The organism is Paracraurococcus lichenis (genome assembly GCF_030657435.1).
Lineage (GTDB): Bacteria > Pseudomonadota > Alphaproteobacteria > Acetobacterales > Acetobacteraceae > Paracraurococcus > Paracraurococcus lichenis.
Genome location: NZ_JAUTWS010000029.1, coordinates 39,114 through 62,946, shown reverse-complemented (window position 1 = coordinate 62,946; position 23,833 = coordinate 39,114). Strand labels below are relative to the sequence as shown.

Here is a 23,833-nt window from a genome sequence, read left to right as displayed (position 1 = left end):
GCCGTCGGGCGACCTCATCCCCGGCGCGTACCGGCGAGCCGTGGCGTCACGGCGCGGGGCTCGCCGCGATTGCCAGCGTCTGTTCGTCCGAGCGCGCCTCGTAGCGGAGCCCACGGCGCAGCGCCCAGGCATTGCGCAGCAGGAAGAGCGGCACCATGCCGATATCGTCGGTCTCCAGCTTCACCGCCTGGCGCAGCAGCGCCTCGCGCTCGGCATCGTCGAGGGTGGTGACAGCCTGCTCCGTCTGCGCATCGAGCCGCGGATTGCTGTAGCGGCTGAAGTTCGGCCCGCCCCAGCCCTTCTCGCGGTTGTAGGTGCCGACGACGTTGCGCAGAAGGTACGAGGCCTCGCCGGTCGAACTGCCCCAGCCACCGAGCCTGAAGCCGAATTCCTGCCGAGGCCCGCGCGTCACATAGGTGGACCAGGGCAGGGATTCGATCTCGGTGCGCACGCCGACCCGCGTCCAGAACTGCGCCACGGCCTGGGATGTGGCGAGATCGCCGGGATAGCGGTCATTCGGCGTGGTGAGGGTGACGCGGAAGCCTTGCGGATAACCGGCCTCCGCGAGCAGCCGGCGTGCCTCGGCGGGATCGTAAGGCGGGAGGCCGACCTCCGGGTTGTAGGAGTAGCTGCCCTCCGGCAGCCACTGGCCGGTGGGGATCGCGGCGCCGTGCATGATGCGCTCGGCCAATGCACGGCGGTCGATGGCGATGGATAGCGCACGACGGATCCGCAGGTCCTGGAACGGATTGCGCGCCAGGCGCTGGCCGTTGTTGTCGGTGACGCTCGGCACGTCGCCGCCCTCGCGCGAGAAGTCGGGCTGGAGGTAGATCAGTCGCACGCCCGTCCTCTCGGCGATGGTCACCCGGATCTCGCGGCGCAGCCGCGGTAGGTCGGCGCCGGGCACCTGGTCGATCAGGTCGACATCGCCGGCAAGGAGGGCGGCGGTGCGCGCGCCGTCATTGGCGATGAAGCGGAAATTCACCCGCGCCCAGGGCTGCGCCGGGCCCCACCAGGCGTCGTTGCGGGTGAAGCTGGCGCCCTCGCCGGGACGGTAGCCGGCAAAGCGATTGGGGCCGGTGCCGATGGCCGCGCTGCCGCGGTTGTAATCGGGGGGATTCGCATCGGTACCAGCATGGCGCGAGATGATTTGCACCGAGGCAAGGTCGTTGGGCAGCAGGGGGTTCGGCTGCGCCGAATGGAAGCGGACAGTCCGCGCATTCACCACCTCCACGCGGGTGATGGCGCGCACCGCGCCGGCGAAACCGCCTGGGCTGCCTTGGACATTCGGTACGCGTGCGACGGTGAAGGCGACGTCGTCGGCGGTGAAGGGCTGGCCGTCATGCCAGGTAACGCCATCGCGCAGGTGGAACTCCCAGACCGTCGGCGCCACGACGACCCAGCTCTCGGCCAGTGCCGGGACAAGCCGCGCTTGGGCGTCGCGGCCGATCAGCGTGTCGAAGACATGACCGGTGAGGGCGAAATTCGAGGTGGTGTTGGAGAAATGCGGATCGAAGGAATTCACCGAGTTGGCAAGGCCGATGGTGAGCGTCTGCGCCAGCACCGCTGTGGGGAGGAGTGCGAAGAGACCGAGGCAGGCCAGCCCAGCGCGGCGTGCGTGCAGGGCAGGAAGGGCATGGAGCATGGTTTGTGACCTTGTCGTTCAGGATAGGCGGAAAGGCGGACGCCGCACTCGGGCAGGGCCGGTGGCCCGGCCGACGGCAATCCTGACCTCACCGTCGATGGATTGCGGGTGGCGCAGCCAAAGCAAGACAGGCGGACGCGCTCGACCGCCGCATGCCTCGCATCCGAGCTGACGCTGTCGCCCTGGAGCATTATGCGTAGGATGGCGTAAGCACGTGTCGACCAACCCATGGACCTATCGTGTCGACGCATCGGAATCGGTCGGACGCATGCCACGCGGCGCGGCTTCGCCTCAGCGTTGCTGAGTGGAGTCGAATTGCTGCCCCAGCGCTGCCTGGCCGATGATCTGCGCGGTGCGGTCATGCCCGGAATGGACCACATGCGTCTCTAGGTCCCGCACCAGACGGCCGAGCGGATGCTCGTCGAACTGCGCCGTGGCACCGGCATTGCGCAGCACCGTCTGCGCCAGCTCGAAGGCGGCGCGGGCGGCAGCATATTTCGCGCTCATGGATTGCAGCTCCGCCTCCACCACCTCCTCCGTGCGCCAGGCGGCGATGGCCTGGCCGAACAGCGCGCGCGCCGAGTCCAGGGCGATGCGCATCTCCCCTGTCCTGAGCTGGATCAGCGGGTTCGCCGCGCGGCCGCGGCTGCGGGCATGCTCCAGGAACCAGTCGTAGAGCCCCTCGGTCGTTCCCAGGTAGTTGGCGGCGAAGCCCAGGTGGAAGCGGCCCTGCCAGCGCCCGCGCGGATAGGCGCCCGGCTCGCCGAGGACATGCAGGTCGGGGACAAAGACATCATCGAGCTGGATGACCGAGCTGCGGGCGGCGCGCATGCCATGTGGCCGGTACCAGTCGTCGGTGACGGTGACGCCCGGCATCGAGGGTTCGAGCAGCAGCATCAGGTGATTGTCGAAATAGTCGTCGATGCCATCGATCGCCACGAAGGTGATGATGAGGTCGGCCGCCGGCCCGTTGGTGGCAAAGTTCTTCACCCCGCCGACGCGCCAGCCACCCTCGACCCGCCGTGCCTTGGTCTTGAACTCGTAGATGTTGGTGCGGCCAGGTTCGCTGCCGACGGTCGCCGCCAGGCTGAAGCGCCGCACCAGCGGGTGGAGGAAACGCTCCACCTGCGCCGGGGTCGCCAGGGCCTCCAGGATCCAGAGTGCGTGGTTGTGCACCTGGTAGCAATGCCCCGTGGAGGCGTCGCCATGGCAGATGGTGCGCAACACCTGAAGGTAGAGGCCCGGATCGCGGCCCGCCAGGCTGCCGTCCAGCCCGCCGTTCGCGCGGCTGACCGTACCATGCAGCAGGCCGAGCCGGTGTACCGCCTGCAGGTTCTCGACCGGTAGCGTGCCGTCCTGCTCATGTGCCGCGGCCCGGGCGCGGAACTCCGTCACCGCCAGTGCGTGCAGCCTCGCGAGCGGGTCAGCCTGGGGATGAGGATGGATGTCGGGCATGGCATGGTCTTCCTTGGGCGCTGTGACGGGCAGTGGGATGTGACGCCGATTCCGCGCCGCAAGGGCTTCGACGCGGATCGGCGAGGTCCTCCGGCCTAATCCTCCAGCCGGGTGCCGGAGGCCCGGATCACGCCGCCCCAGCGTTCGTTTTCGGCCAGGATGAAGGCCTGGAATTCCGCGGCGGACGAGGCGATCGGGTCGAGCCCGAGATCGGCGAGCTTCGCCCTGGTCGCCGGGTGACGGATGATGGCGACCAGCGCCGCATTGAGCTGCTCCACCAGCGGCCCCGGCGTGCCGGAGGGTGCCAGCACCCCGTGCCAGGCCACCGCGTCGGTGTCCGGGAAACCCTGCTCCTCGAGCGTCGGGACGCCTGGCAGCAGTGGCGTGCGGCGCGTGACCGCAATGGCCCGCAGCTGTCCCTCCCGCAAATAGCCGGCGGAGGAGGAGGTATTGTCGAAGGCGAGGTCGAGCCGGCCGGCCATCAGATCGACCAGCATCGGCCCGGAACCGCGATAGGGGACATTGGCCCAGACGGCGCCGTATCGGCTGCGCAGCATTTCGGCCAGCAGGTGGTGGATCGTGCCGAAGCCGCCGAGGCCGTGGTTGAGGCCGCCGGGCCGCTGGCGCGACAGGGCGATGAGGTCCTGCACCGTCACGACCGGCAGCGCGGGCGGCACTTCCAGTACCAGGGGCCCGCCGGCGACCAGAACGACCGGGGCGAAGTCCCGCTTTGGGTCGTAGGGCAGGTTCGCCAAGTTGGGCATGACCGATAGCATGGCCGAGTTGCCGAGCAGCAGCGTGGCGCCGTCCGGCGGCGCCTTGGCGCCGAGGTCATGGCCCAGGACGCCGTTCGCGCCGGGCCGGTTCTCCACCACCACCGGCCGGCCGAGCGCCTCGGCGAGGGGCTGGGCGATCAGGCGGGCGAGGATATCGGTCTGTCCGCCCGGCGCGTAGGGCGCGATGATGCGCAGGCTACGGGCCGGGTAGTCCTCCGCGCGGACGGTCCAGGACGCGAGGAGGAGGACGGCCAGGATGGCGAGGAGGCGGATCATGGCAGGGCTTCCGGCTGGGCGGCCGCGTGACGGCGATCGGGCGGCCGGGGCAGGCCGAGATTCTCGCGCAGCGTCCGGCCCTCGAAGCCGTCGCGGAACAGGCCGCGGCGGCGCAGCTCCGGCAGCACCAGCCGCACGAAATCCTCGGCATCGCGCGGCAGGACCGGTGGCATCAGGTTGAAGCCATCGGCCGCCTCGCCGCGGAACCAGTGCTCGATCTCGTCGGCGATGTCGGCCGGCGTCCCGCGCAGGATCCAGTGGCCACGCGCCCCGGCATTGCGCAGCGCGAGTTGCCGCAGGGTCAGCCCCTCCCGCTGCGCGAGGTCGAGCAGCAGGCGCTGGCGGCTCTTCGGCCCGTTCGTCTCGGGCAGGTCCGGCACCGGACCGTCGGGATCATAGGGGGAGAGGTCGACGCCACCGAGCTGATTGGCGAGCTGGGACAGGGCGACGCTCGGGTGGATCAGCGCCTGCAGCTCGGCGAATTTCTCCTCCGCCTCCGCCCGGCTCCGGCCGATCACCGGCATGAGGCCCGGCATGATGGACAGATGCTCCGGTCGCCGGCCAAGGCGGACGAGGCGATGCTTGACGTCCGCGTAGAAGACGCGGGCATCCTCGAAGCGCTGCTGGGCGGTGAAGATGACCTCCGCCGTTTCCGCGGCCAGTTCGCGACCGGCATCGGAAGAGCCAGCCTGCACGATCACCGGATGTCCCTGCGGCGGCCGGGCGAGGTTCAGCGGCCCGCGGACGCGGAAATGCGGGCCCTCGTGATGCAGGGTGTGCATCGCCTCGGCCGGGAAGAAAATGCCGCTCGGCTTGTCCCGCCGCAGCGCGTCGTCGTCGAAGCTGTCCCACAACCCACGGACGACCTTGGCGAATTCCTTGGCCCGCGCATAGCGGTCGGCATGCAGGGGATTGGCGTCCCGATTGAAGTTCCAGCTCTCGAAATCGCTGTTCGTGGTGACCAGGTTCCAGCCGACGCGGCCGCCGCTCAGATGGTCGAGCGAGGCAAATTGGCGCGCCAGGTTGTAGGGCTCGTTATAGGTGGTGGATGCGGTCGCGATCAGGCCGATGCGCTCCGTCGTGACGGCCAGCGCGCCGAGGAGGGTCAATGGCTCCAGCACCGTCGCGCGTGCGGTGCGGCCGAGTACGGCCGGGTCCCGTTCCCGCACCGCCACCGTGTCGGCCAGGAAGATGAAGTGCAGGCTGGCCTCCTCGGCCAGGCGGGCGAGCCGGTGGAAACGCGCGAAGCTCACGCCGTCATCGACCGTGGCCGCGGGATGGCGCCAGGCGGCCAGGTGATGGCCGGTCTCCTGGACGAACAGGCCTAGCTTGAGCCGCCGCGCGCCGAAGGACGGGCCTGTCATTCGGCAGCCCTGCGATCATCGAGCCGGAGCGCGGCGCGATAGGCTGCCGGGTCGAATTCGGGCGGTGGGGTGGCAGCAAAGCGTGCCGCATGGTGGTCGAGATCGGCGAAGAACAGGTCGCGGCTGATCGCGGCGGTCACCGCCGGCACGCCCCGGCGCAGCGAGGGCACGTCGCCGATCGGCAGGCCGAGGCTGACGAAGTCGCCCGGATTATAGAGATGGATGTTACCAAGCTGTGGTGCGGTGCCTGTGCGCCTTTCCAGCAGCGCATGGCCGATATCGAGATAGGGGTGGGCGCCGAGATCCTCGTCCGCCTCGTCGGCGGGCGGCGTGTACCGGTCGCGCCAGAGCAGAATGTCGCCGGTGAGATCGGCAAGCTCCGGGCGGCGAGTAAGATCGACGCGGAAACCGGTGCCGGCGATGGCGAAGTCGAACGGTATGCTGCCTCCGGGCAGCCGCGCGACGATCCGCCCGGCCTCGACCTGCGCATCCAGCCATTCCGTGGCCAGATGGAGGTGGAAATTGGGAAAGCGTACCGTGCGCTCCACGGAGTCCGGCGGCGGCGTCGAGCCGGACCGGCGGTAGCGGAAGGCCTGCTGCCAGCGGATCGCGTCGGGCAAATGCGGGTAGTTGTCATAGGCCCCCGGATAGCCACGGGCGCGGATGACGGGCGTGGCGGCGATATGGTCCCGGCGTGCGAAGAGATGGACCTCGCGCGCGCCGGCCTCGAGCACGGCGCCGGCGGCATCGAAGGCGGAGGCCGCGCCACCGAGGATGGCAACGGACTTGCCGCGAAGCGCCGAGAGGTCGATGGCATCGGCAGTATGGGCACGCAGCGCGTCCGGCAGCCTGGCAAGCACCGCGGGGAGATAGGCATAGCCGCTGCCGTCGACGCCATTGCCGAGAATGACCTTCCGCGCGGTCTCGATGCGCTGCCGGCCATGGTCGTCCAGATGGAGGCGCAGGTGATCGTCCGCCGGCTCGATGCGCAGGAGCCGCGTGCCGTAGCGGATCGTCAGGCCGAGGGCCGCGCGGAACCAGGAGGACAGGTAATCCGCCCAGTCGAGCCGCGGGATGCGCGGCAGATCGGCATAGGCCTGCCGGCCGTGGCGGCTCTCGTACCAGGCCTGGAAGCTCAGCCCCGGCACGCCGAGCTCGGGCCCCACCAGGGTCTTCGGCGTCCTGAGAAGCGTCATCCGCGCGCGCGTCCGCCATATGCCGGACCCCGCCTCGTCGGGCGCCGCGTCGATGATGCTGAAGCGACGGATGCCGGCCCGTTGCAGGGCGAAGGCAAAGGCCGCCCCGGTATGCCCGCCGCCGACGATGACGACGTCATGGTCGATGCCCGGCCGCTCGGGCACCCAATTGTCGGGGAAAGGGCCGAGGAGGCGTAGCGCCTCGATGGCGGGGGATAAGGGGTGCTCGGTCATGTCGTCTTCCTGTCGTTGAATCCGGGGCAGGCCCGCTAGGACACCGCGCCGGGCCGACGGGCGATCAGGGCGGTCCCCTCAAGCACCTCATGGACGATGCCGTCCTCCGCGAAGCCCTGGAGGACGGAGCGGATCTCCCCTGCCAGGTCATCCCGGCGGGAGCCGGGATGACCCTGCCAGGCCTTGGCGAAGGACAAAGCGCGATCGACCAGCCGCTGCACCGGCGTCGCGCGCCGTTCCAGCACGGCGATGCGCTCGAGATGGGAGAAGGCGCTGGCCAGCAGCACCGCCTCATGGTCCTTGCCGCTGGCCAGCACCTCCCTGGCCGGATCGGTGACAGCGTAGCGCTCGATCACCGCCTGGAAGGGCACGTGCCAGGCATTGGCGGGCACTTCGGGATAGCGTTCGACAAAGAGCGCGACGCCGCCCTGCGGATCGATGATGTCGTCCAGCGCCGCCAGCGTGCGGGGCCTGTCCATCCAGTGGAAGGCGCGACCGATGGTCACCAGCCGGAAGAGTCCGGGATGGCGCCCGAGGTCGTTCGAGCTGCCTTCGACGAAGTCGATGCGGGCCGCGGCCGCTGCGGCGGCGGCCCGGGCAACCCGCAGCATCTCCGGTTCCGGGTCGATGCCGGTGACCCGCCGCGCATAGGGATGGAAATCAAGGGCGAGGAAGCCCGGTCCGGTGCCGAGATCGAGCACATCCTGCCGGCCATCCAGCCCGACCAGCGTAGCGACACGGCGGGCCAGCAGCGGGGGATAGGTCGGCCGGCCGGCGGCATAGACATCGGCCAGGTCGCGAAACCGGCCCGGGAAGAGCACGCTGTCCGGCATCAGCTGCGCTCCGGCCGAATGCCGGCCTCGCGCACGGCTGCGTTCAGCGTCCGTGCCTGATCGCTCAGGCGCCGCGCGAATTCCGCGGGCAGGGCGGCGACGATCTCGAAGCCGAGATCGACCAGCCGGTCACGCACCGGGCCGGCGGCGAGGCTTGCGGCGATGGCCGCATGCAATTGCGCGATGACGGTGGGCGGCGTGCCGGCGGGCGCCAGGACGCCCTGCCACGAGTCGAGCTCGTAGCCGGGGGCCACGGTCTCGGCGAGGGTCGGTACCTCCGGCATGGTTGGGTCGCGCTGCGCGGTGGTGACGGCGAGCGGGACGATACGGCCCTGGCGAACATGCTCGGTGATGGCCGGCAGGATGATGATCATGGCGTCGAGCTGCCCGGCGAGCAGGTCGATCGTCGTCAGCGCGCCGCCACGATAGGGAACGTACTCGACCTGCAACCCGCCAAGCTGGCGGTTCAGGATCTCGCTGCCGACATGGGCGATTCCGCCCCAGACCGGCAGGCCGAGATTCAGCGTGCCGGGCGCCGCGCGTACCCGGTCGACATAGTCCTGGACGCTGCGGATACCGCTGCGCGGATGCGTCACCAGGATCTGCGCGGCGCGGATCGCCTGGGTGACGGGGGCGAAGGAGCGGTCGCTGGAATAGCCGGGCTCGGGCAGCAGCGCCTCGGACAGGATCAGGCTGTCGCTGGCGATCAGCAGCGTATGCCCATCCGCCGGCGCGCGGGCGACCTGCAGGGTCGCCGTGAGGCCGCCGCCGCTCGCCTGGTTCTCCACCACGGCGCCGACGCCGAACTGTTCATTCAGCCCCCGCGCCAGTCCCCGTGCCAAGGTATCGAGGCTGGCGCCGGCGGCGACGCCGACAATGAGGCGGAAGGCGCGGCTCGGAAACTGATCCGCCCTCGCCGGTGCCATGACCGGCGCGGCCAAGGCGGCTGCCAGCGCCGCGCGCCGGCCGAACCGGCGCGGCGGCAAGGGGTCAGACATGCGACGTCTCCCTGGCGCCGGCAATGCGCGAACGGGCGTCGCCGCTATCCGACCGACCTTCATCCTGCTGGATATCAAGGGGCGACCGATCCAGTTGATGCGGGCCATGCATGCCGCGATCTCCGTTCATGCCGCGATCAGCCGAATGCGCGCGCTGCGCTCCCGGTGCTGGCGCGGCCAGGTGCTTTGCCAGGTGGCGTCAGTTGATGCGGGCGCCCGAGCGGACCACCAGATCACCCCAGCTGGCGATCTGGCGCGCGACGAAGGCCTCTTCCTCCGTCAGGGACCGCGGCGGCAGCGGCGCATAGCCTGCCGCAATCAGCAGGGGCGCCAGCGCAGGATCGGCGCGCACCGCGGCCACGGCGTTGCGCAAGCCGTCGAGCACCGGAGCTGGCGTGCCGCGTGGCACGACGATGCCGAACCAGACGCCACCGTCGCGCAGTGGCGGATAGCCGAGCTCGGCCAGCAGCGGGACCTCCGCTGCGGTCGGAAAGGGGGCGGCCCCGGTGATGCCGAGCGCCCGCACCCGGCCGGCACGAAGCTGGGGCAGGGCGGAGGGCAGCGAGGCGAAGCCGAACTCCACCTCGCCGGCGGCGACACCCTGCACGCCCTCGGCCGGGCCGCGATAGGGCACGTGCTCCGTCTCGCCGCGCACGAGACGGGAGAATTGCACGGCATTCAGGTGCTGCGTCGTGCCGTTGCCGGGCGAGGAATGGCGCAGCGGGGCGCGGGCGGCGAGGATACCCTCCGCCAGGGCCTGGACGCTGGCATGAGGCGATGTGGGCGGCACGATCAGCAGGTTGGGCGTTTCCGCCAGCAGGCCGGCCAAGGCGAAGTCACGGCCCGGGTCATAGGGCAGGTCGCGGAACAGCGCGGGGTTGATCGCGGTGGTCGCGGTGGAGGCGAGGCCGAGCGTGTGGCCGTCGGGCCGCGCCCGCGCCACGGCGGCGGTGCCCACCGTGCCGCCGCCGCCGGCGCGGTTCTCGATCACGACGGGCTGGCCGAGCCGGGCGGACAACCCGGGTTGGACGAGGCGCACGACGATGTCGTTCGCCGAGCCGGGACCATAGGCCACGACGAAAGTGATGGGCCGCTGCGCTGCCCAATCGGCCAGGGCCGGCGTGGCCAGGGCGGTGGCGGCGGCGGCCAGCAGACCGCGACGGTGCATCATGCGTCTTTTCCTCCTGTCGGGCCGGTTCAGCTGGCGCCGATGCCGGCCAGGGCGATGACGCGGCGGTTCACCTCCGTCTCGTCGCGCAGGAGGGCGGCGACCTGCCCGGGCCGGAGCGGCAGGATCTCGACGCCAAGCTCCTTCAGGGCGCGTGAGACGGCAGGATCCTCCGCGGCCTCGACGAAGGCCCGGTTCAGCGCCGCGACGATCCCGGGCGGCGTGCCTGCCGGCGCGGCGGCAAGCCAGAAATTCGTCGGCTCCCAATCGGGGAAGCCTGCGGCCTGGATCGACGGAACGCCTGGCAGGTCCGGCGAATCGGAGGCGCCGAAATAGGTAAGCGCGCGGAGCCGGCCCGCCTTCACATGGCCGATGGCCAGCGGATCGAGCACCAGCTGGATCCGGCCGGCCACCACGTCGTTGAGGGCGAAGACGCTGCCGCGATAGGGAATGTGGACGATGTCGATGCCGCTATGGAGGCGCAGATACTCACCCGCGATATGGCCGCCCGTGCCGATGCCGGCGGTGCCGTAGTTGATCGCGCCCGGATGCGCCCGCGCGAAATCCAGCAACTCGGCAAGACTCGTCACCGGCAGCGACGGATGCACGGCGACGACGAAGCGGCAGTGGCCGACGAAGCCGACGGGCACGAAATCCTTCACCGGATCATAGGGCGCGCCCAGCACCTGCGGCGCGGAAGTGAGGTTGCCGCTGGAGGCATTGAGCAGGACGTAGCCGTCGGGTGCGGATTTGGCGACGAAGTCGCTGCCGATGGTGCCGCCGGCGCCGCCCTTGTTCTCCACCACCACTGGCTGCCCGAAGCGGGCGGATAGGAAGCGGGCCAGGATCCGCGCAGCAAGATCGTTGGTGCCGCCCGGCGGATAGGGCGAGACATAGCTGATGGTCCGGCTGGGATAGCCATCGGCGGCGGCGCGGGCCGCTTGTGGCAGGCCGGCGGCGGCCGCTCCGAGCCCGATCGTGGCGAGGCGGCGGCGGGTCAGGGTCATGGCGGGATCCGATGGAGTTCGATGCGGGAGAGGGCGGTGCCGGGGTCAGCCCCTTCGACAGCCTTCACGCAGGGGGCGCGCGGTCCCGATCACGCCGCGACGTCCCGTGACGCAGACGGCAGCAGGTGGAACCGGGCGTCGCCGTCGCGCGCGATCTGGGCGACGAGATCCAGCTCCCATTGCAGATAGGCATGCATGCCCGCTTCGCGGTCCCGCGAGCGGAAATGCGGCGGGTACCAGATGTCCTCGGTGGTGAGGATGCGCGCGTCGCCCTGTTCCAGCACATGCCCGGCTGCGCGCCAGGCCGCGGTGCCGCCCAGCAGCGCCTGGACGTCGCGGCCCGTCGCGGCGGCGAGCTCGGTGGCGCCGAAGCGCGCGAGGATGCCGTCTTCCGAGGTGACGACCAGCAACGCCTCCGCCGGCGCCTGCGCCGCCGCTTCGGCAAGGCGCCGCCGCGTCGTGAACCAGGCGCCGGGAATATGCACCTTGCGGAAGGTGAGGCTGCTTTCGATGTCGATGACGAAGGCCTGACCGGCGCCGATCCTCTCCGCCAGGGCGGCTGGCGTGATGAAGGGGGCACGTGCCTCGGCGAGGCCCGGAACCTGCAGCGGCTCCGGCCCGACCTCCAGGGCCCCGCTCAGCCCGCCCTCCAGCACATAGACCTCGGGCCAGCCCAGCTGGACCAGCCAGGAGGCGGTGACCGGCGCCCGCACGGCATCATCATCCACCAGCACGATGCGGGATCGCAGCGTGCCGACATAGCGGTCGGTCTCCTGCACGAGCTGCCCGCCCGAGGCCGAGCGCGCACCCGGCAAATGGCCGGCGAGGTATTCCTCCGGACCGCGCACGTCGAAGAGATAGAGGCTGCGACCGGCCTCGGCACGGAAGCGCTCCAGCGTGGCGCGGTCGATGAAGCGCAGGCCGGCCCGGCGGGCCAGATCCAGCGCGGCGTGGCGGCTCCAGGCGAGCCCCTCCGGCCCGGGCGGCGGCAGGGTACGGGACTGCCCGTATTCGAGCGGCAGCCCGGCGATCTCCCAGCCCATCGTGCCGTTCTTGAGCGCCACGACACGGTTGGGCAGGCCGGCATTGATCAGCGTCTGCGCGCCAATGATGGAACGGGTGCGTCCGGCGCAGTTCACCACGACGAGCGTGTCGGGCGAAGGAACCCGGTCCGGGACACGGTACACCAGCTCGGCATTCGGGCAGTCGATGCCGCCTGGGATGCTCATAACCTGATATTCGGCATAGGGACGGCCATCGACGATGACCACGTCCTGCCCGGCGTCGCGGAGCCGATGGATCTCAGCGGCCTCCAGGCGCGGCGTGCCCTGTTCGTGTTCCACGACTTCGCCGAAGGCCTTGCTCGGGACATGGACGCCGGTGAAGAGCTCGTAGCCTGCCGCGGCCCAGGCCTCGATGCCGCCGGCGAGCACCGACACATCCGTATAGCCGAAGCCTCGCAAGAGGCTGGCTGCACGATGGGCCAGCGTCTCCCCTTCATCGGTGAGCACGATCCGCGTGTCGTCGCGCGGCACAAGGCGCCGGATCAGCAACTCGATCCTGCCGAGCGGTGCCGAGGCGGCGAAGAGCAGGTGGCCGCGGTCTGCGAAGCGGCCTTCCTCGCGGACATCGAGGATCACCAGCTCGTCATGCGTGCGCAGAGCCGCCTTCAGCGCCATGGCCGTGATCCGCGGTGAGATGGCTGCCGTCGGTTCGGGCGGCTCCGCGATGGGTGAGACAGGGTTGGAAGACGACATGCTCCGGGCGCTCCTGGCCATCGACGCGGCTGCCCCGCAGGCTGGCGGGGACCATTTTCACGCCAAACGAAGCGTAAAAAAAACATCTATCTAATGTCAATCGTGATTATCGGCTATATCACGATTTTAGGTGATTTTTCCGGCTACGGCTCTGGATAGGCAGAAGGTGGGCAGGACTTCGTGCGATTCGATGAATGCGCCCGAACGTCCGAGCAAGGTACGGTGCCCAAAAGGTTGCGTTTGGGTAGGAGAGCAGCTCGATCAAACGCGCCGCGAATTAATGGCTTAATCACCTTTTTAGATAGTGTTTTTTCGACACCTTCCCTGCAGCCAGGCAGTGAGGCTTCTGGCCGTCGACTTGCCGACGCAGGTCTTCTGTCTGGGCAGGAAGCAGGCGTGACGCTTGAATGAACTCGTCAACCGGGTTCCCAAAGTTCCAGGCCGTCGGCAAAGCTGGGGCGGTTCAGGCTGGTCAGCGGGCGCTGCTGTGACGTAGCGATCCGGTATCGCGGCAACGACCTCGGCTGGCACGGGGCCATGCTGCGCCGGACCTCACCGGGAAGGCGCTGCTGAATCAAGCGTTGGCGTCGTCGAGGTGCGGTCTACCGACGGCATTTCACCCTGGTCGAACTGCGCCAGGATGAATGCTGACCAAGTCGCACCCCATGCTCCATGGACTGAATTCGCTCAATTTGCTGCGCTGCACCAGACGTGCTTGACTGAGACTTTCTCATGAGGTGAGCATGGCACCGCGTGAACCCCGCCTGTCCCGTCGGTCCCTCTTGCTGGGCAGCGTGGCGCTGGCCGCGGCGCCCGCCTTCGCCCAGGCGCCACGCCGTGGCGGCAGCATGACCATCGGGCTGGTGGCGGAGCCGACGACCCTGGTCTCGCTCACCAATGTCTTCACCCCCTCGCTCAGCGTCAGCGCCAAGGTGACGGAGGGGCTGCTCACCTACGACCAGGAGATCAATCCGCGACCCTCCCTGGCGACGGAATGGACGGTGGCGCCGGATGGACTGCGCTATGTCTTCAGGCTGCGGCCCGGCGTCACCTGGCACGACGGCAAGCCCTTCACCGCCGCCGATGTCGCCTTCTCGCTGGAGACCATCAAGAAGTACCATCCGCGCGGGCGCAGCACCTTCGCCAATGTGACCGCGATCGCCACGCCGGATCCGCTGGCGGTGGAACTGACGCTGTCGAAGCCGGCGCCCTATCTCATCAAGGCACTGAACGCCTCCGAAACGCCGATCATCCCGAAGCACCGCTACGAGGGCATGGAGCCGACCGCCAGCCCGAACAATACCGCGCCGATCGGGACCGGGCCCTTCCGCTTCAAGGAATGGGTGCGCGGCAGCCATGTGATCTATGAGCGCAACCCGGATTACTGGGACCAGCCGAAACCCTATCTCGACCAGCTGGTGGTCCGCTTCATCCCGGATGCGGCGGCGCGGTCCGCCGCCTTCGAGACGGGGCAGCTCGACCTCGGCTATCGGACGCCGGTCGCGCTGGCGGATGTGGAACGCCTGCGGCAGGTGCCGAGCCTGAAATTCGAGACCGCGGGCAATGCCTATTCCTTCAATGTGACGCGGCTCGAATTCAACCTCGACAACGAATATTTCCGCCATGCCAAGGTGCGTCAGGCCATCGCGCATGCGATCGACCGGGCGCTGATCGTGCGGGCGATCTACTATGGTGTTGCGGTCCCATGCGCCTCGCCCATCGCGCCGGGGCTGAAGGCCTTCCACGACCCCGCCCCCTCCCCCTTTGCGCTGGACCTGAAGGCGGCAGAGGCATTGCTGGATGAGGCCGGCTTTCCGCGCGGCGCCAATCGCATCCGCTTCCGCGTGCCGCTGGACTACAATCCGGGCGGTGATGACGGGCGGCGGTTGGCAGAGCTGCTGCGGGCCATGCTGGGGCGGATCGGTATCGCCGTCGATGTGCGGGCGCAGGATATCGGCGCCTTCATCAAGCGCGTCTATACGGATCGCGACTTCGCCTTCACCACCAATGGCGCGAGCAATCTCTTCGACCCGACGGTCGGCGTGCAAAGGCTCTACTGGTCGAAGAATTTCATCAAGGGCGTGCCCTTCTCCAACTGTACGCATTACGCCAACCCAGAGGTCGATGCGCTGCTGGAAGGCGCTGCGGTGGAGAACGACCCGGCGAAGCGGGTGGCGATGTTCCGGCAGTTCCAGCAGATCGTGGCGCGCGAGGTGCCGGACATCAACCTGGCCTCGCCGGTCTATCTCACGCTGCACAATATCCGCGCGCATGGCCATTCCACCACCGGCGATGGCGTGGAGGCGAGCATGGCGGAGGCCTGGGTGGATGCTTAGGTGAGCGCCCTCACCCGCACCGCGGCGACGCTGCGGCGGACCAGCATGCAGGCGGTGCCGACTATCCTCGGCATCATCGTGCTCTGCTTCTTCCTGTTGCGGCTGGTGCCGGGCGATGCGGCGGATGCGATCGCCGGCGAAAGCGGCTCGGCCACCGCGGAGTCCATGGCGGCGCTGCGGACGCAGTTCGGGCTGGACCAGAGCCTACCTGCGCAATTATGGGCCTATCTCGGGCGGCTCGCGCAGCTCGACCTCGGCTATTCGGCCCGCTTCGGGATGCCGGTCTCGACGCTGATCATGGCGCGGCTGCCGAATACGCTGCTGCTGATGCTGGTGGCGCTGGGCCTGGCGCTGGTGCTCGGCATCCTCGCCGGCTGGGTGATGGCCGCCTTCGCCGGGCGCTGGCCGGACCGACTGCTGCAGGTGCTGGTGCTGGTCTTCTATTCGACGCCGGGCTTCTGGATCGGGCTGATGGCGATCGTCGTCTTCTCGGTGAAGCTCGGCTGGCTGCCGAGCAGCGGCAACATGACGGTGGGCGCGCCGCTCGGTGGCTTCGCCCTGCTCGCCGACCGCGCGCAATACCTGGTCCTGCCGGCGCTGTCGCTCGGCTCCTTCTTCATCGCCATCTATGCCCGGCTGACCCGGGCGACGATGCTGGAGGTACAGGGGCAGGACTATATGCGGACCGCCGCAGCCAAGGGGCTGCACCCGGTCACGGTGCAGCTGCGGCATGCGTTGCGCAATGCGTTGATCCCGGTGACGACAGTGGCCGGGATGCATCTCGGCAACCTGCTCGGCGGCGCGGTGGTGGTGGAGACGGTCTATGGCTGGCCCGGTATGGGGCGGCTGGCGCTGGAGGCGGTGCTGGGCCGGGACTTCAACGTGCTGCTCGGCGTGCTGCTGCTCTCCTCGATGGTGGTGATTGCCTCCAACATGCTGATCGACCTGCTGCATGCCTGGCTCGACCCGAGGATTGAAGCCCGATGAGCACCACGGCCATGGTGACGCCACGGGCGCCGAGCCGGCTGCTGCGCGGCTTCCTGCGCAACCCGTCCTTCCTGATCGGCCTGGCCTTGCTGCTGGCGGTTGTGCTGGTGGCGCTGGCTGCGCCCTGGCTCTTTCCGGGCGACCCGCAGGAGATGGCGGGCATCCCGACGCTCTGGCCCGGCGAGGATGCGGCATTCCCGCTCGGCACCGACAGTCTCGGCCGCGACGTCGCGGCCGGGCTGGCGCATGGCGCGCGGGTCTCGCTGCTGGTCGGTGTCGCCGCGGCCGGGATCGGGCTGGTGATCGGCACCACCATCGGGGCCTTCGCCGGCTATTCCGGCGGCTGGGTGGACAATGTCCTGGTGCGGCTGACCGAGCTGTTCCAGACGGTGCCAACCTTCCTGCTGGTGATCGTCATCGTCGCCATCGGCGAGCCCTCCGCCGGGGTGATCGCGCTGGCCATCGGGCTCGCCTCCTGGCCCACCGTGGCGCGGCTGGTGCGCGCCCAGTTCCGCTCCCTGCGGGAGGCGGATTTCGTCGCCGCCGCGCGCAGCCTCGGCTATTCGCGCCTGCGCATCATCTGGCGGGAGATCCTGCCGAATGCCCTGCCGCCGATCATCGTCACCGCCTCCGTCATGGTGGCCAATGCCATCCTGACCGAGGCCGGGCTCTCCTTCCTCAATATGGGCGACCCGAACCTGGTCAGCTGGGGCAGCATGATCGGCGATGGGCGGCCGCTGCTGCGCACCGCCTGGTATCTCAGCGCCCTGCCCGGATCGGCCATCGCGCTGACGGTGCTCTCGCTGAACCTGGTGGGGGATGGGCTGAACGACGTGCTGAATCCCAGGTCGGCACAGCCATGAATCCCTTGTTGCGGGTGCATGACCTGGTGGTGGGCTTCCCGCACCTCACCGCGGTGCAGGGCGTCAGCTTCCACATCGATCCCGGCGAGACTCTGGCTCTGGTCGGGGAAAGCGGCTGCGGCAAGTCATTGACCGCCTTCGCGCTGATGCGGCTGCTGCCGCGCGGCGCCCGCATCCTGCGCGGCCAGGTCGTCTTCGACGGCACCGACCTCGTCACCGCCCGGCCGCAGGAATTGCGCGCCATCCGCGGCAAGCGCGTGGCGCTGATCCTGCAGGAGCCGATGACCTCGCTGAATCCGGTGCTGACCATCGGCGCGCAGATCGCCGAGGCGATCCGGCGCCACGAAGCCGTCAGCCGGGCGGCGGCGCGGCAGCGTGTGGTGGAGCTGCTCGACCTCGTCGGCATCCAGGACGCGGCGAAGCGCTTCGGTGATTACCCGCATAATTTCTCCGGCGGGATGCGGCAGCGGGTGATGATCGCCATGGCCGTCGCCTGCAATCCGCAGCTGCTGATCGCCGACGAGCCGACGACGGCGCTCGACGTCACCATCCAGGCGCAGGTGCTGGAATTGCTGGACCGGTTGCGGCGCCAGCTGTCCATGGCGGTGCTGCTGATCACCCATGACCTCGGCGTCGTCTCGCAATGGGCGGACCGGGTCGCGGTCATGTATGCCGGGCGGATCGTCGAGCAGGCGGCGGTCGGCCCCTTCTTCGCCGAACCGCGCCACCCCTATGCCCGCGGCCTGCTCGGCGCCTCGGTCGGCTATGGCGAGGGCGCGCATTACAGCGACACAAGGCTGGTCGAGATCCCTGGCACTGTCGCCTCGGCGGCCGGTGAGGCGGGCTGCCCCTTCGCGCCGCGCTGCCCGGAGGTGATCGCCGCCTGCCGTGCCGCGGTGCCACCGCTCGTGCGTATCGGTGCAGGCCGCGCCGTCGCCTGCATCCGGGAGGTTGCGCATGTCCCTGCTCTCGGTTGAAGGCCTGCGCACGCGCTACGGGCGCGGCGCCTATGCGGTGGACGGCGTCTCGCTGGAGGTCGCGGCGGGCGAGACCGTCGGTCTCGTCGGCGAAAGCGGCTGCGGCAAGTCCAGCTTGGGCAAGACCATCCTGCGGCTGGTCGACCCCAGCGCCGGCAGCATCCGGCTGGGCGGAGTCGAGCTGGCGCGGCTCGGGCAGCGGGCGCTGGTGCCGCATCGGCGGCGGATGCAGATGGTCTTCCAGGACCCCCTCGGTTCGCTCAATCCGCGCCAGAGCATCAGCACCCTGCTGGAGACGCCGCTGGCGGTGCATGGCGAGCGGGATGCGGCCAAACGCCGGCAGAGGGTGCTGGAGATCATCGGCAAGGTCGGGCTGCCGGTCGCCGCGCTCGAACGCTACCCGCATGAGTTCAGCGGCGGCCAGCGCCAGCGGATTGGCATCGCCCGGGCGCTGGTGCTGCGGCCGGAGCTGATCATCTGCGACGAGCCGGTCTCCGCCCTGGACCTCTCGATCCAGGCGCAGATCCTGAACCTGCTGGTCGATCTCAAGCGGGAATTCGGCTTGGCCTATCTGTTCATCTCGCATGACCTTTCGGTGGTGCGGTACTTCGCCGACCGGGTCCTGGTAATGTATCTCGGCCGCATCGTCGAAAGCGCCGACCATGCGGCGTTGTGGCGGGCGCCGCAGCATCCCTATACGCGGGCGCTGCTGGCCTCGGTGCCCCAGGCCGGCGCCCGGCGGGAGCGTGGCCAGCCGGTCATCCGCGGCGAGCTGACCCGGGCGCCCGAGCGCGGCTGCCGGTTCCGCGCCCGCTGCCCGCTCGCGGCCGAGCGCTGCGCCGCCGAGGACCCCGCATTGCGGTCCGTCGCCACCGGGCATCTCGCGGCCTGCCATTTCGCCTGAAGGAGTTCGGAGCATGGGTGCGGAGGCACGGCCGCGGCTCGCGGTGGATATCGGCGGGACCTTCACCGATGTGGTAGTGGAAACGCCCCGCGGGCGGGTTTCCGCCAAGGTGCTGACGACGCGCCACGCGCCGGAGCTCGGCGTGCTGGAGGGCATGCGGAAGGCGGTCAAGCTGGCCGGCGTGGCGCCCGCCGAGATCGGGCTGATCGTGCATGGCACGACCCTGGCAACGAATGCGATCATCGAGCGCAAGGGCGCGGTGACGGCGCTGGTGACGACCGAGGGTTTCCGCGATGTCGTCGAGATGGCCTATGAGCACCGCTTCGAGCAGTACGACATCTTCATGGAAAAGCCGAAGCCGCTGATCGCCCGCCCGCTGCGCTTCGGCGTGCCGGAACGGATGGATGCCAAGGGCCAGATCCGCCTGCCGCTGGACGAGGCCGCCCTCCCCGCTCTGGCCGAGACCCTGCATGGCCTCGGCGTCGAGAGCATCGCCATCGGCTTCCTGCATAGCTACGCCAATCCGGCGCATGAGCAGCGGGCGGGGGAGATCCTGGCCGGGCTGCTGCCCGGGGTGCGGATCACCCTCTCCGCCGATGTCTGCCCCGAGCTGCGGGAATACGAACGCTTCACCACCGCTTGCGCCAATGCCTATGTGCAGCCGCTGATGGCCCGCTATCTCGCACAGCTCCGCGATGCGGTGGCCGCGGCCGGCTATGGCTGCCCTGTGCTGCTGATGACCTCGGGCGGCGGGCTGACCACCTTGGAAACCGCGATGCGCTACCCCATCCGGCTGGTCGAGAGCGGCCCGGCCGGCGGCGCCATCCTGGCGACGGTGGTGGCGGAGGAGCTGGGGCTGGACCGCATCCTGTCCTTCGACATGGGCGGCACCACGGCGAAGATCTGCGTCATCGATGACGGCAAGCCGATGGCCTCGCGCAGCTTCGAGGTCGACCGGCAATACAACTTCCTGAAGGGCAGCGGCTTCCCCGTCCGTATCCCGGTGATCGAGATGGTCGAGATCGGCGCCGGCGGCGGCTCCATCGCCGGGGTCGATGCCATGGGCCGGGTGCAGGTGGGGCCCGGCAGCGCCGGGGCGGATCCCGGCCCGGCCTGCTATGCCCGCGGCGGCACCGCGCCGACGGTGACCGATGCCAATGTGGCGCTGGGGCGGATCGACCCGGCGCATTTCGCCGGCGGCAGCATCGCCCTCGATGCCAAGCTCGGCGCCACGGCCATCGGCCGCGACGTGGGGGAGAAGCTCAAGGTGCCGGTGCCGCTGGCCGCCTTCGCCATCAGCGAGATGGTGGAGGAGAACATGGCCAATGCCGCGCGCGTCCATGCGGTGGAGCGCGGCACCGAATTGGCCGATCGCAGCATGATCGCCTTCGGCGGCAGCGCGCCGCTGCATGCGGCGCGGCTGGCCCGCAAGCTCGGCATCCGCGACGTCATCATCCCGGCCAGCGCCGGCGTCGGCTCGGCGGTCGGTTTCCTCTGCGCGCCGATCGGCTTCCAGGTGGTCCGCAGCCGGATCATGCGGCTGGGCGATTTCGATCCGGCGGCCATCGCGGCGATGCTGGCGACGATGGCGGCGGAGGCCTCCGCCGTGGTGCGGCTCGGCGCACCGGAGGCCGATATCGGCATCAGCCGCAGCGTGGAGATGCGCTATCTCGGCCAGGGGCACGAGATCTCGGTCGCCTTGCCCGATGCGGCGACGGCGACCGACCCGGCCGCGCTGCGGCGCCGCTTCGAGGCCGGCTATGCCCAGTTGTTCGGCCGCATCATCCCCGGGCAGGAGATCGAGACCACGGCCTGGACCCTGACCGCGGCGGCCCCGGCGCCCCGGCTGGTCGGCGCTGCCGCAGTGGCCGCGGCAGGCCCGCCTGCCCTGTCGATCGGCACGCGCCTGCTCTTCGACCCCGACCGCGGCGAGGCCGCCGAGGTGCCGGTCTATCGGCGCTCCGCCATCGCGCCGGGCCAGCGCATCGCCGGGCCGGCGGTGCTGGTGGAGGATGAGACGACGACCATCGTGGCGGCGGGCTTTACCGCCAGCCTCGCCGCCTCCGGCGCCATCCGCCTGAGCATGGGAGCAGGGACATGAAGGCCGATCTCGCGCGCATCCAGTACCAGGTGATGTGGAACCGGCTGATCTCGGTGGTGGAGGAGCAGGCGCAAACCCTGGTCCGCACCGCCTTCGGCGCCGCGACGCGGGAGGCCGGCGATGTCTCCGCCGGGGTCTACGACACCCAGGGGCGGATGCTGGCCCAGGCGGTCACCGGCACGCCGGGCCATGTGAATTCCATGGCGAAGAGCGTCGGCCATGTGCTGGCCAAGGTGCCGTTGGCGGCGATGGTGCCGGGCGATGTCTTCATCCTCAACGATCCCTGGCTCGGGACCGGGCATCTCAACGACATCGTGGTGGTGACGCCGACCTTCCTCGGCGACCGGCCGGTGGGGCTCTTCGCCTGCACCCTGCATGTGGTGGATATCGGCGGCCTCGGCGTGCTCGGCGCCGGCCGCCAGGTCTATGAGGAAGGCCTCTATCTGCCGGTGACCAAGCTGGTCGATGCCGGCCGGCTGAACCAGTGGCTGGTCGACATCATCGCCGCCAATGTGCGCGAGAATGTCCAGGTGCTCGGCGACATCTATTCCGAGATCGCCTGCAACGATGTCGGCTGCCGCCGCCTGCTGGCGATGATGGCGGAGTTCGGGATGGAGAGCCTGGACGGCCTGGCCGAGCATATCCTGGAGCAATCGCGGAAGGCGAGCCTGGAGGCGATCCACAGGCTGCCCTTCGGCACCTGGCACAATACCATGACGGTGGACGGGCTCTCGGCGCCGATGGTGTTCCACGCCGCGCTCACCATCGGGCCGGACGGGATCGACGTGGATTTCGCCGGCAGCCCCGGCGTGGTCGCCACCGGCATCAACGTGCCGCTCTGCTATACCGAGGCCTATACCAGCTACGGCGTGAAGGTCATCGTCGCGCCGCATGTGCCGAACAACGCGGCCTCCCTGGCGACCATCCGGGTGACGGCGCCGGAGGGCTGCATCCTGAACGCGCAGCATCCGGCGCCGGTCGCCGGGCGTGGCACCATCGGCCAGATGCTGCCCGATGTGGTGATGGGCTGCCTGGCGCAGGCGGTCGCGGCCGGGGTGCCGGCGGAGGGCACCTCCTGCCTCTGGAATATCCGCCTGATGGGCGGGCCGGGGCGGGTCGATGCGCCGCCCGAGGTATTGGCCAAGGCGACCGGCTTCAACCTCACCTGCTTCCATTCCGGCGGCACCGGGGCGCGGCCGCGCCAGGATGGCATGTCGGCCACCGCCTTCCCCAGCGGTGTCCGCAACGTGCCGGTGGAGGTGACGGAAAGCCTGGCGCCGGTGCTGGTCTGGAAGAAGGAATACCGCACCGATAGCGGCGGCGCCGGCACCCAGCGCGGTGGCCTCGGCCAGGTGATGGAGATCGAGAGCGCGGAGGGCTTGCCCTTCGCCACGGCAATGAATTTCGACCGCGTCATCTTCCCGCCGCGCGGCCGGGATGGCGGGCTCCCCGGCATGACCGGGCGGATCTCGCTCACCTCCGGTAAGGAGCTGCCGGGCAAGGGGGTGCACAGCGTCCCGGCCGGGGACCGGCTGCGAGTCGAGATGCCGGGCGGCGGCGGCCATGGCGATCCGCGGCGGCGCGATGCGGCGCTGCTGGCGCAGGACGTGGCCTATGGCTTCGTCTCGGCGGAGGCGGCGGCGGCGCAATATGGCGCGGTGCTGGATGCAGACGGCGCGGTCGACGTCGCCGCGACGCGCGACCGGCCTGAATAGGCGACCTGACCCGCTTTCACGGAAACCCCAGCTAGAGTCTGTCAGGCTGTGATTGAAGCATATCCGGCATGTCGGAGGTATGCGGCACATTCCTTTGCGGTGAATGCGCCGAGCAGGTCGCCGATCCTGCGCCATGTTGCTTCGAGGGATCGCTCGTCGGCCTTGCGCAGGAGGGTCTTCAGCTTTGCGAAGACCATCTCGATCGGGTTCAGGTCTGGGCTGTAGGCGGGCAGAAAGAACAGCTTGGCGCCGACAGCTCGGAGTGCTGCGCGGATATGCTTGCCTTTGTGGCTGCCGAGGTTGTCGGCAACGACGATGTCGCCGCGGCTCAGCGTCGGCGCCAGGCACTGGCTGACCCAGGCGGTGAAGGAGAGGCCGTTGATCGGTCCGTCGATAACGCAGGGCGCGACGATGCGGTCGTGCCGCAGGCCGGCGAGAAAGGTCAGCGTCTTCCAATGCCCGTGCGGTACCTTGGCCAGCAGCGGCGTGCCGCGCGGGCTCCAGCCGCGGGTGCGCGTCATGTTGGTCTTGGCCCAGGTTTCGTCGACGAAGACCAGGCGTGCAGGATCAAACCGGTGCTGATGCAGCCGCCAACGTGCCCGCCTGCGCGCCAGGTCCGGCCGTTCCGTCTCGCTGGCCAGCAGGGTTTTTTTTGAAGCTGAGGCCTTGGCGGCGCATGAAACGCCAGACGGTGTCGTGCGACACCGCAATGCCCGCGGTCCGCAGGTCGGCGGCCAGGGCGCGCACCGTCCAGTCCGCTTTCGATGCAAGCCGAGTGGTGACCGCATCGACCGCGCTCAGCAGCATGAGCGGGCGCTGGCCGCTGCGCTTTTTGGCCTCAAGACCCTGCCCGGCGCGGGCGCGTTGGCCAATCCGAACCGCACTGGCCACCGAAACCTCAAAGCGTGCCGCCGCCTCTCGGACGGTCGCACCTTCCGTCAGCGCAGCCGCAACGCGCGAGCGCAAGTCCAGCGAAAGAGGTCGAGCCATCGCCGCTGGCCTCCTGCCCAGCAGCAATCTTGAATCACATCAGCCCCGCGTCGCGGAACCCCTTTCCGATTCAACTCCACGCTGACAGACTCTAGGTCAAACGGCCTGAGAGGTTTCAATGGTGGTGAGCGACAGACAGCACCGTTTGCTTCCGGAGGTGTTCAAGCTCCAGGCCGTGGCCGCAATCCGCGGTGATCGCTCGGTCTCTGCGGTGGCGGCCGAGCCCAGCGGACTAGGCAGCGATCGGGCGG

Annotated in this window: 18 protein-coding genes; 7 read left to right on the top strand and 11 right to left on the bottom strand. The window is 69.6% G+C overall.

Features of this window, described 5'->3' with window-relative positions:
• Window positions 1-46 precede the first annotated feature (46 nt).
• The 10 genes from Q7A36_RS24325 to Q7A36_RS24280 all read right to left on the bottom strand — a co-directional run bounded on the left by Q7A36_RS24325 (window position 47) and on the right by Q7A36_RS24280 (window position 12,631).
• Window positions 47-1,645 carry an ABC transporter substrate-binding protein gene (locus Q7A36_RS24325; RefSeq protein WP_305106355.1) on the bottom strand — a complete coding sequence of 533 codons (1,599 nt, stop codon included), beginning with the start codon at window positions 1,643-1,645 and terminating at the stop codon, window positions 47-49.
• A gap of 291 nt (window positions 1,646-1,936) precedes the next feature.
• A complete protein-coding gene (locus Q7A36_RS24320; protein WP_305106354.1) occupies window positions 1,937-3,100 on the bottom strand; it encodes an acyl-CoA dehydrogenase family protein in 1,164 nt (387 codons plus the stop codon).
• A 95-nt stretch (window positions 3,101-3,195) separates the two neighbouring features.
• Complete coding sequence (locus Q7A36_RS24315; RefSeq protein WP_305106353.1) at window positions 3,196-4,152, bottom strand: Bug family tripartite tricarboxylate transporter substrate binding protein; 957 nt, start codon at window positions 4,150-4,152, stop codon at window positions 3,196-3,198.
• Entirely contained in the window at window positions 4,149-5,516 is a 1,368-nt protein-coding gene (locus tag Q7A36_RS24310) for an LLM class flavin-dependent oxidoreductase (RefSeq protein ID WP_305106352.1), read from the bottom strand. The genes Q7A36_RS24315 and Q7A36_RS24310 overlap by 4 nt, the downstream gene beginning before the upstream one ends.
• The gene (locus Q7A36_RS24305; RefSeq protein ID WP_305106351.1) at window positions 5,513-6,946 is read right to left on the bottom strand and encodes a flavin-containing monooxygenase; all 1,434 of its coding nucleotides are present in this window, start codon (window positions 6,944-6,946) and stop codon (window positions 5,513-5,515) included. Before Q7A36_RS24305 ends, Q7A36_RS24310 begins: the two co-directional genes overlap by 4 nt.
• Before the next feature lie 35 nt (window positions 6,947-6,981).
• Complete coding sequence (locus Q7A36_RS24300; protein WP_305106350.1) at window positions 6,982-7,779, bottom strand: class I SAM-dependent methyltransferase; 798 nt, start codon at window positions 7,777-7,779, stop codon at window positions 6,982-6,984.
• A complete protein-coding gene (locus Q7A36_RS24295) occupies window positions 7,779-8,777 on the bottom strand; it encodes a tripartite tricarboxylate transporter substrate-binding protein (protein ID WP_305106349.1) in 999 nt (332 codons plus the stop codon). The genes Q7A36_RS24300 and Q7A36_RS24295 overlap by 1 nt, the downstream gene beginning before the upstream one ends.
• Before the next feature lie 199 nt (window positions 8,778-8,976).
• Window positions 8,977-9,948, bottom strand: coding sequence for a Bug family tripartite tricarboxylate transporter substrate binding protein (locus tag Q7A36_RS24290; RefSeq protein ID WP_305106348.1), 972 nt, complete (start codon window positions 9,946-9,948; stop codon window positions 8,977-8,979).
• Window positions 9,949-9,974: 26 nt separating this feature from the next.
• A complete protein-coding gene (locus Q7A36_RS24285) occupies window positions 9,975-10,952 on the bottom strand; it encodes a Bug family tripartite tricarboxylate transporter substrate binding protein (RefSeq protein WP_305106347.1) in 978 nt (325 codons plus the stop codon).
• Between the two features lie 89 nt (window positions 10,953-11,041).
• On the bottom strand, window positions 11,042-12,631 hold the full coding sequence (locus Q7A36_RS24280) for a rhodanese-like domain-containing protein (RefSeq protein ID WP_305106346.1): 1,590 nt from the start codon (window positions 12,629-12,631) through the stop codon (window positions 11,042-11,044).
• Between the two features lie 821 nt (window positions 12,632-13,452).
• Between Q7A36_RS24280 and Q7A36_RS24275 the strand changes: the two genes are divergently transcribed.
• Genes Q7A36_RS24275 through Q7A36_RS24245 form a run of 7 tightly spaced genes read left to right on the top strand, consistent with a single transcriptional unit; the run spans window position 13,453 to window position 22,592 of the window.
• Window positions 13,453-15,045, top strand: a complete 1,593-nt coding sequence (locus tag Q7A36_RS24275; RefSeq protein ID WP_305106345.1) for an ABC transporter substrate-binding protein — start codon at window positions 13,453-13,455, stop codon at window positions 15,043-15,045.
• On the top strand, window positions 15,046-16,032 hold the full coding sequence (locus tag Q7A36_RS24270; RefSeq protein ID WP_305106344.1) for an ABC transporter permease: 987 nt from the start codon (window positions 15,046-15,048) through the stop codon (window positions 16,030-16,032). It begins immediately after the preceding gene.
• Window positions 16,029-16,895: an ABC transporter permease gene (locus tag Q7A36_RS24265; RefSeq protein ID WP_305106343.1), complete on the top strand. Its 867-nt coding sequence runs from the start codon at window positions 16,029-16,031 to the stop codon at window positions 16,893-16,895. Before Q7A36_RS24270 ends, Q7A36_RS24265 begins: the two co-directional genes overlap by 4 nt.
• Window positions 16,892-17,872, top strand: a complete 981-nt coding sequence (locus Q7A36_RS24260) for an ABC transporter ATP-binding protein (RefSeq protein WP_305106342.1) — start codon at window positions 16,892-16,894, stop codon at window positions 17,870-17,872. Before Q7A36_RS24265 ends, Q7A36_RS24260 begins: the two co-directional genes overlap by 4 nt.
• A complete protein-coding gene (locus Q7A36_RS24255) occupies window positions 17,853-18,776 on the top strand; it encodes an ABC transporter ATP-binding protein (protein ID WP_305106341.1) in 924 nt (307 codons plus the stop codon). The genes Q7A36_RS24260 and Q7A36_RS24255 overlap by 20 nt, the downstream gene beginning before the upstream one ends.
• 13 nt (window positions 18,777-18,789) lie before the next feature.
• Window positions 18,790-20,877 (top strand): hydantoinase/oxoprolinase family protein, encoded by a 2,088-nt coding sequence (locus tag Q7A36_RS24250; protein ID WP_305106340.1) that lies wholly within the window; start codon window positions 18,790-18,792, stop codon window positions 20,875-20,877.
• Complete coding sequence (locus Q7A36_RS24245; protein WP_305106339.1) at window positions 20,874-22,592, top strand: hydantoinase B/oxoprolinase family protein; 1,719 nt, start codon at window positions 20,874-20,876, stop codon at window positions 22,590-22,592. Before Q7A36_RS24250 ends, Q7A36_RS24245 begins: the two co-directional genes overlap by 4 nt.
• Window positions 22,593-22,633: 41 nt before the next feature.
• Here the strand turns inward: Q7A36_RS24245 and Q7A36_RS24240 are convergent.
• Window positions 22,634-23,582, bottom strand: a protein-coding gene (locus Q7A36_RS24240; protein WP_305106338.1) for an IS630 family transposase whose coding sequence is annotated in 2 segments (ribosomal slippage) — window positions 22,634-23,245 and window positions 23,247-23,582 — 948 coding nt in all. Because the reading frame shifts where the segments join, the coding sequence is not laid out codon by codon here.
• Window positions 23,583-23,833: the final 251 nt, after the last annotated feature.

Coding starts and splice junctions, on each gene's coding strand:
- Q7A36_RS24260 (WP_305106342.1), top strand. CDS start 16,892: ATGAATCCCTTGTTGCGGGTGCATGACCTGGTGGTGGGCTTCCCGCAC.
- Q7A36_RS24295 (WP_305106349.1), bottom strand. CDS start 8,777: ATGTCTGACCCCTTGCCGCCGCGCCGGTTCGGCCGGCGCGCGGCGCTG.
- Q7A36_RS24320 (WP_305106354.1), bottom strand. CDS start 3,100: ATGCCCGACATCCATCCTCATCCCCAGGCTGACCCGCTCGCGAGGCTG.
- Q7A36_RS24245 (WP_305106339.1), top strand. CDS start 20,874: ATGAAGGCCGATCTCGCGCGCATCCAGTACCAGGTGATGTGGAACCGG.
- Q7A36_RS24310 (WP_305106352.1), bottom strand. CDS start 5,516: ATGACAGGCCCGTCCTTCGGCGCGCGGCGGCTCAAGCTAGGCCTGTTC.
- Q7A36_RS24265 (WP_305106343.1), top strand. CDS start 16,029: ATGAGCACCACGGCCATGGTGACGCCACGGGCGCCGAGCCGGCTGCTG.
- Q7A36_RS24255 (WP_305106341.1), top strand. CDS start 17,853: ATGTCCCTGCTCTCGGTTGAAGGCCTGCGCACGCGCTACGGGCGCGGC.
- Q7A36_RS24305 (WP_305106351.1), bottom strand. CDS start 6,946: ATGACCGAGCACCCCTTATCCCCCGCCATCGAGGCGCTACGCCTCCTC.
- Q7A36_RS24250 (WP_305106340.1), top strand. CDS start 18,790: ATGGGTGCGGAGGCACGGCCGCGGCTCGCGGTGGATATCGGCGGGACC.
- Q7A36_RS24275 (WP_305106345.1), top strand. CDS start 13,453: ATGGCACCGCGTGAACCCCGCCTGTCCCGTCGGTCCCTCTTGCTGGGC.
- Q7A36_RS24290 (WP_305106348.1), bottom strand. CDS start 9,948: ATGATGCACCGTCGCGGTCTGCTGGCCGCCGCCGCCACCGCCCTGGCC.
- Q7A36_RS24300 (WP_305106350.1), bottom strand. CDS start 7,779: ATGCCGGACAGCGTGCTCTTCCCGGGCCGGTTTCGCGACCTGGCCGAT.
- Q7A36_RS24285 (WP_305106347.1), bottom strand. CDS start 10,952: ATGACCCTGACCCGCCGCCGCCTCGCCACGATCGGGCTCGGAGCGGCC.
- Q7A36_RS24315 (WP_305106353.1), bottom strand. CDS start 4,152: ATGATCCGCCTCCTCGCCATCCTGGCCGTCCTCCTCCTCGCGTCCTGG.
- Q7A36_RS24280 (WP_305106346.1), bottom strand. CDS start 12,631: ATGGCGCTGAAGGCGGCTCTGCGCACGCATGACGAGCTGGTGATCCTC.
- Q7A36_RS24325 (WP_305106355.1), bottom strand. CDS start 1,645: ATGCTCCATGCCCTTCCTGCCCTGCACGCACGCCGCGCTGGGCTGGCC.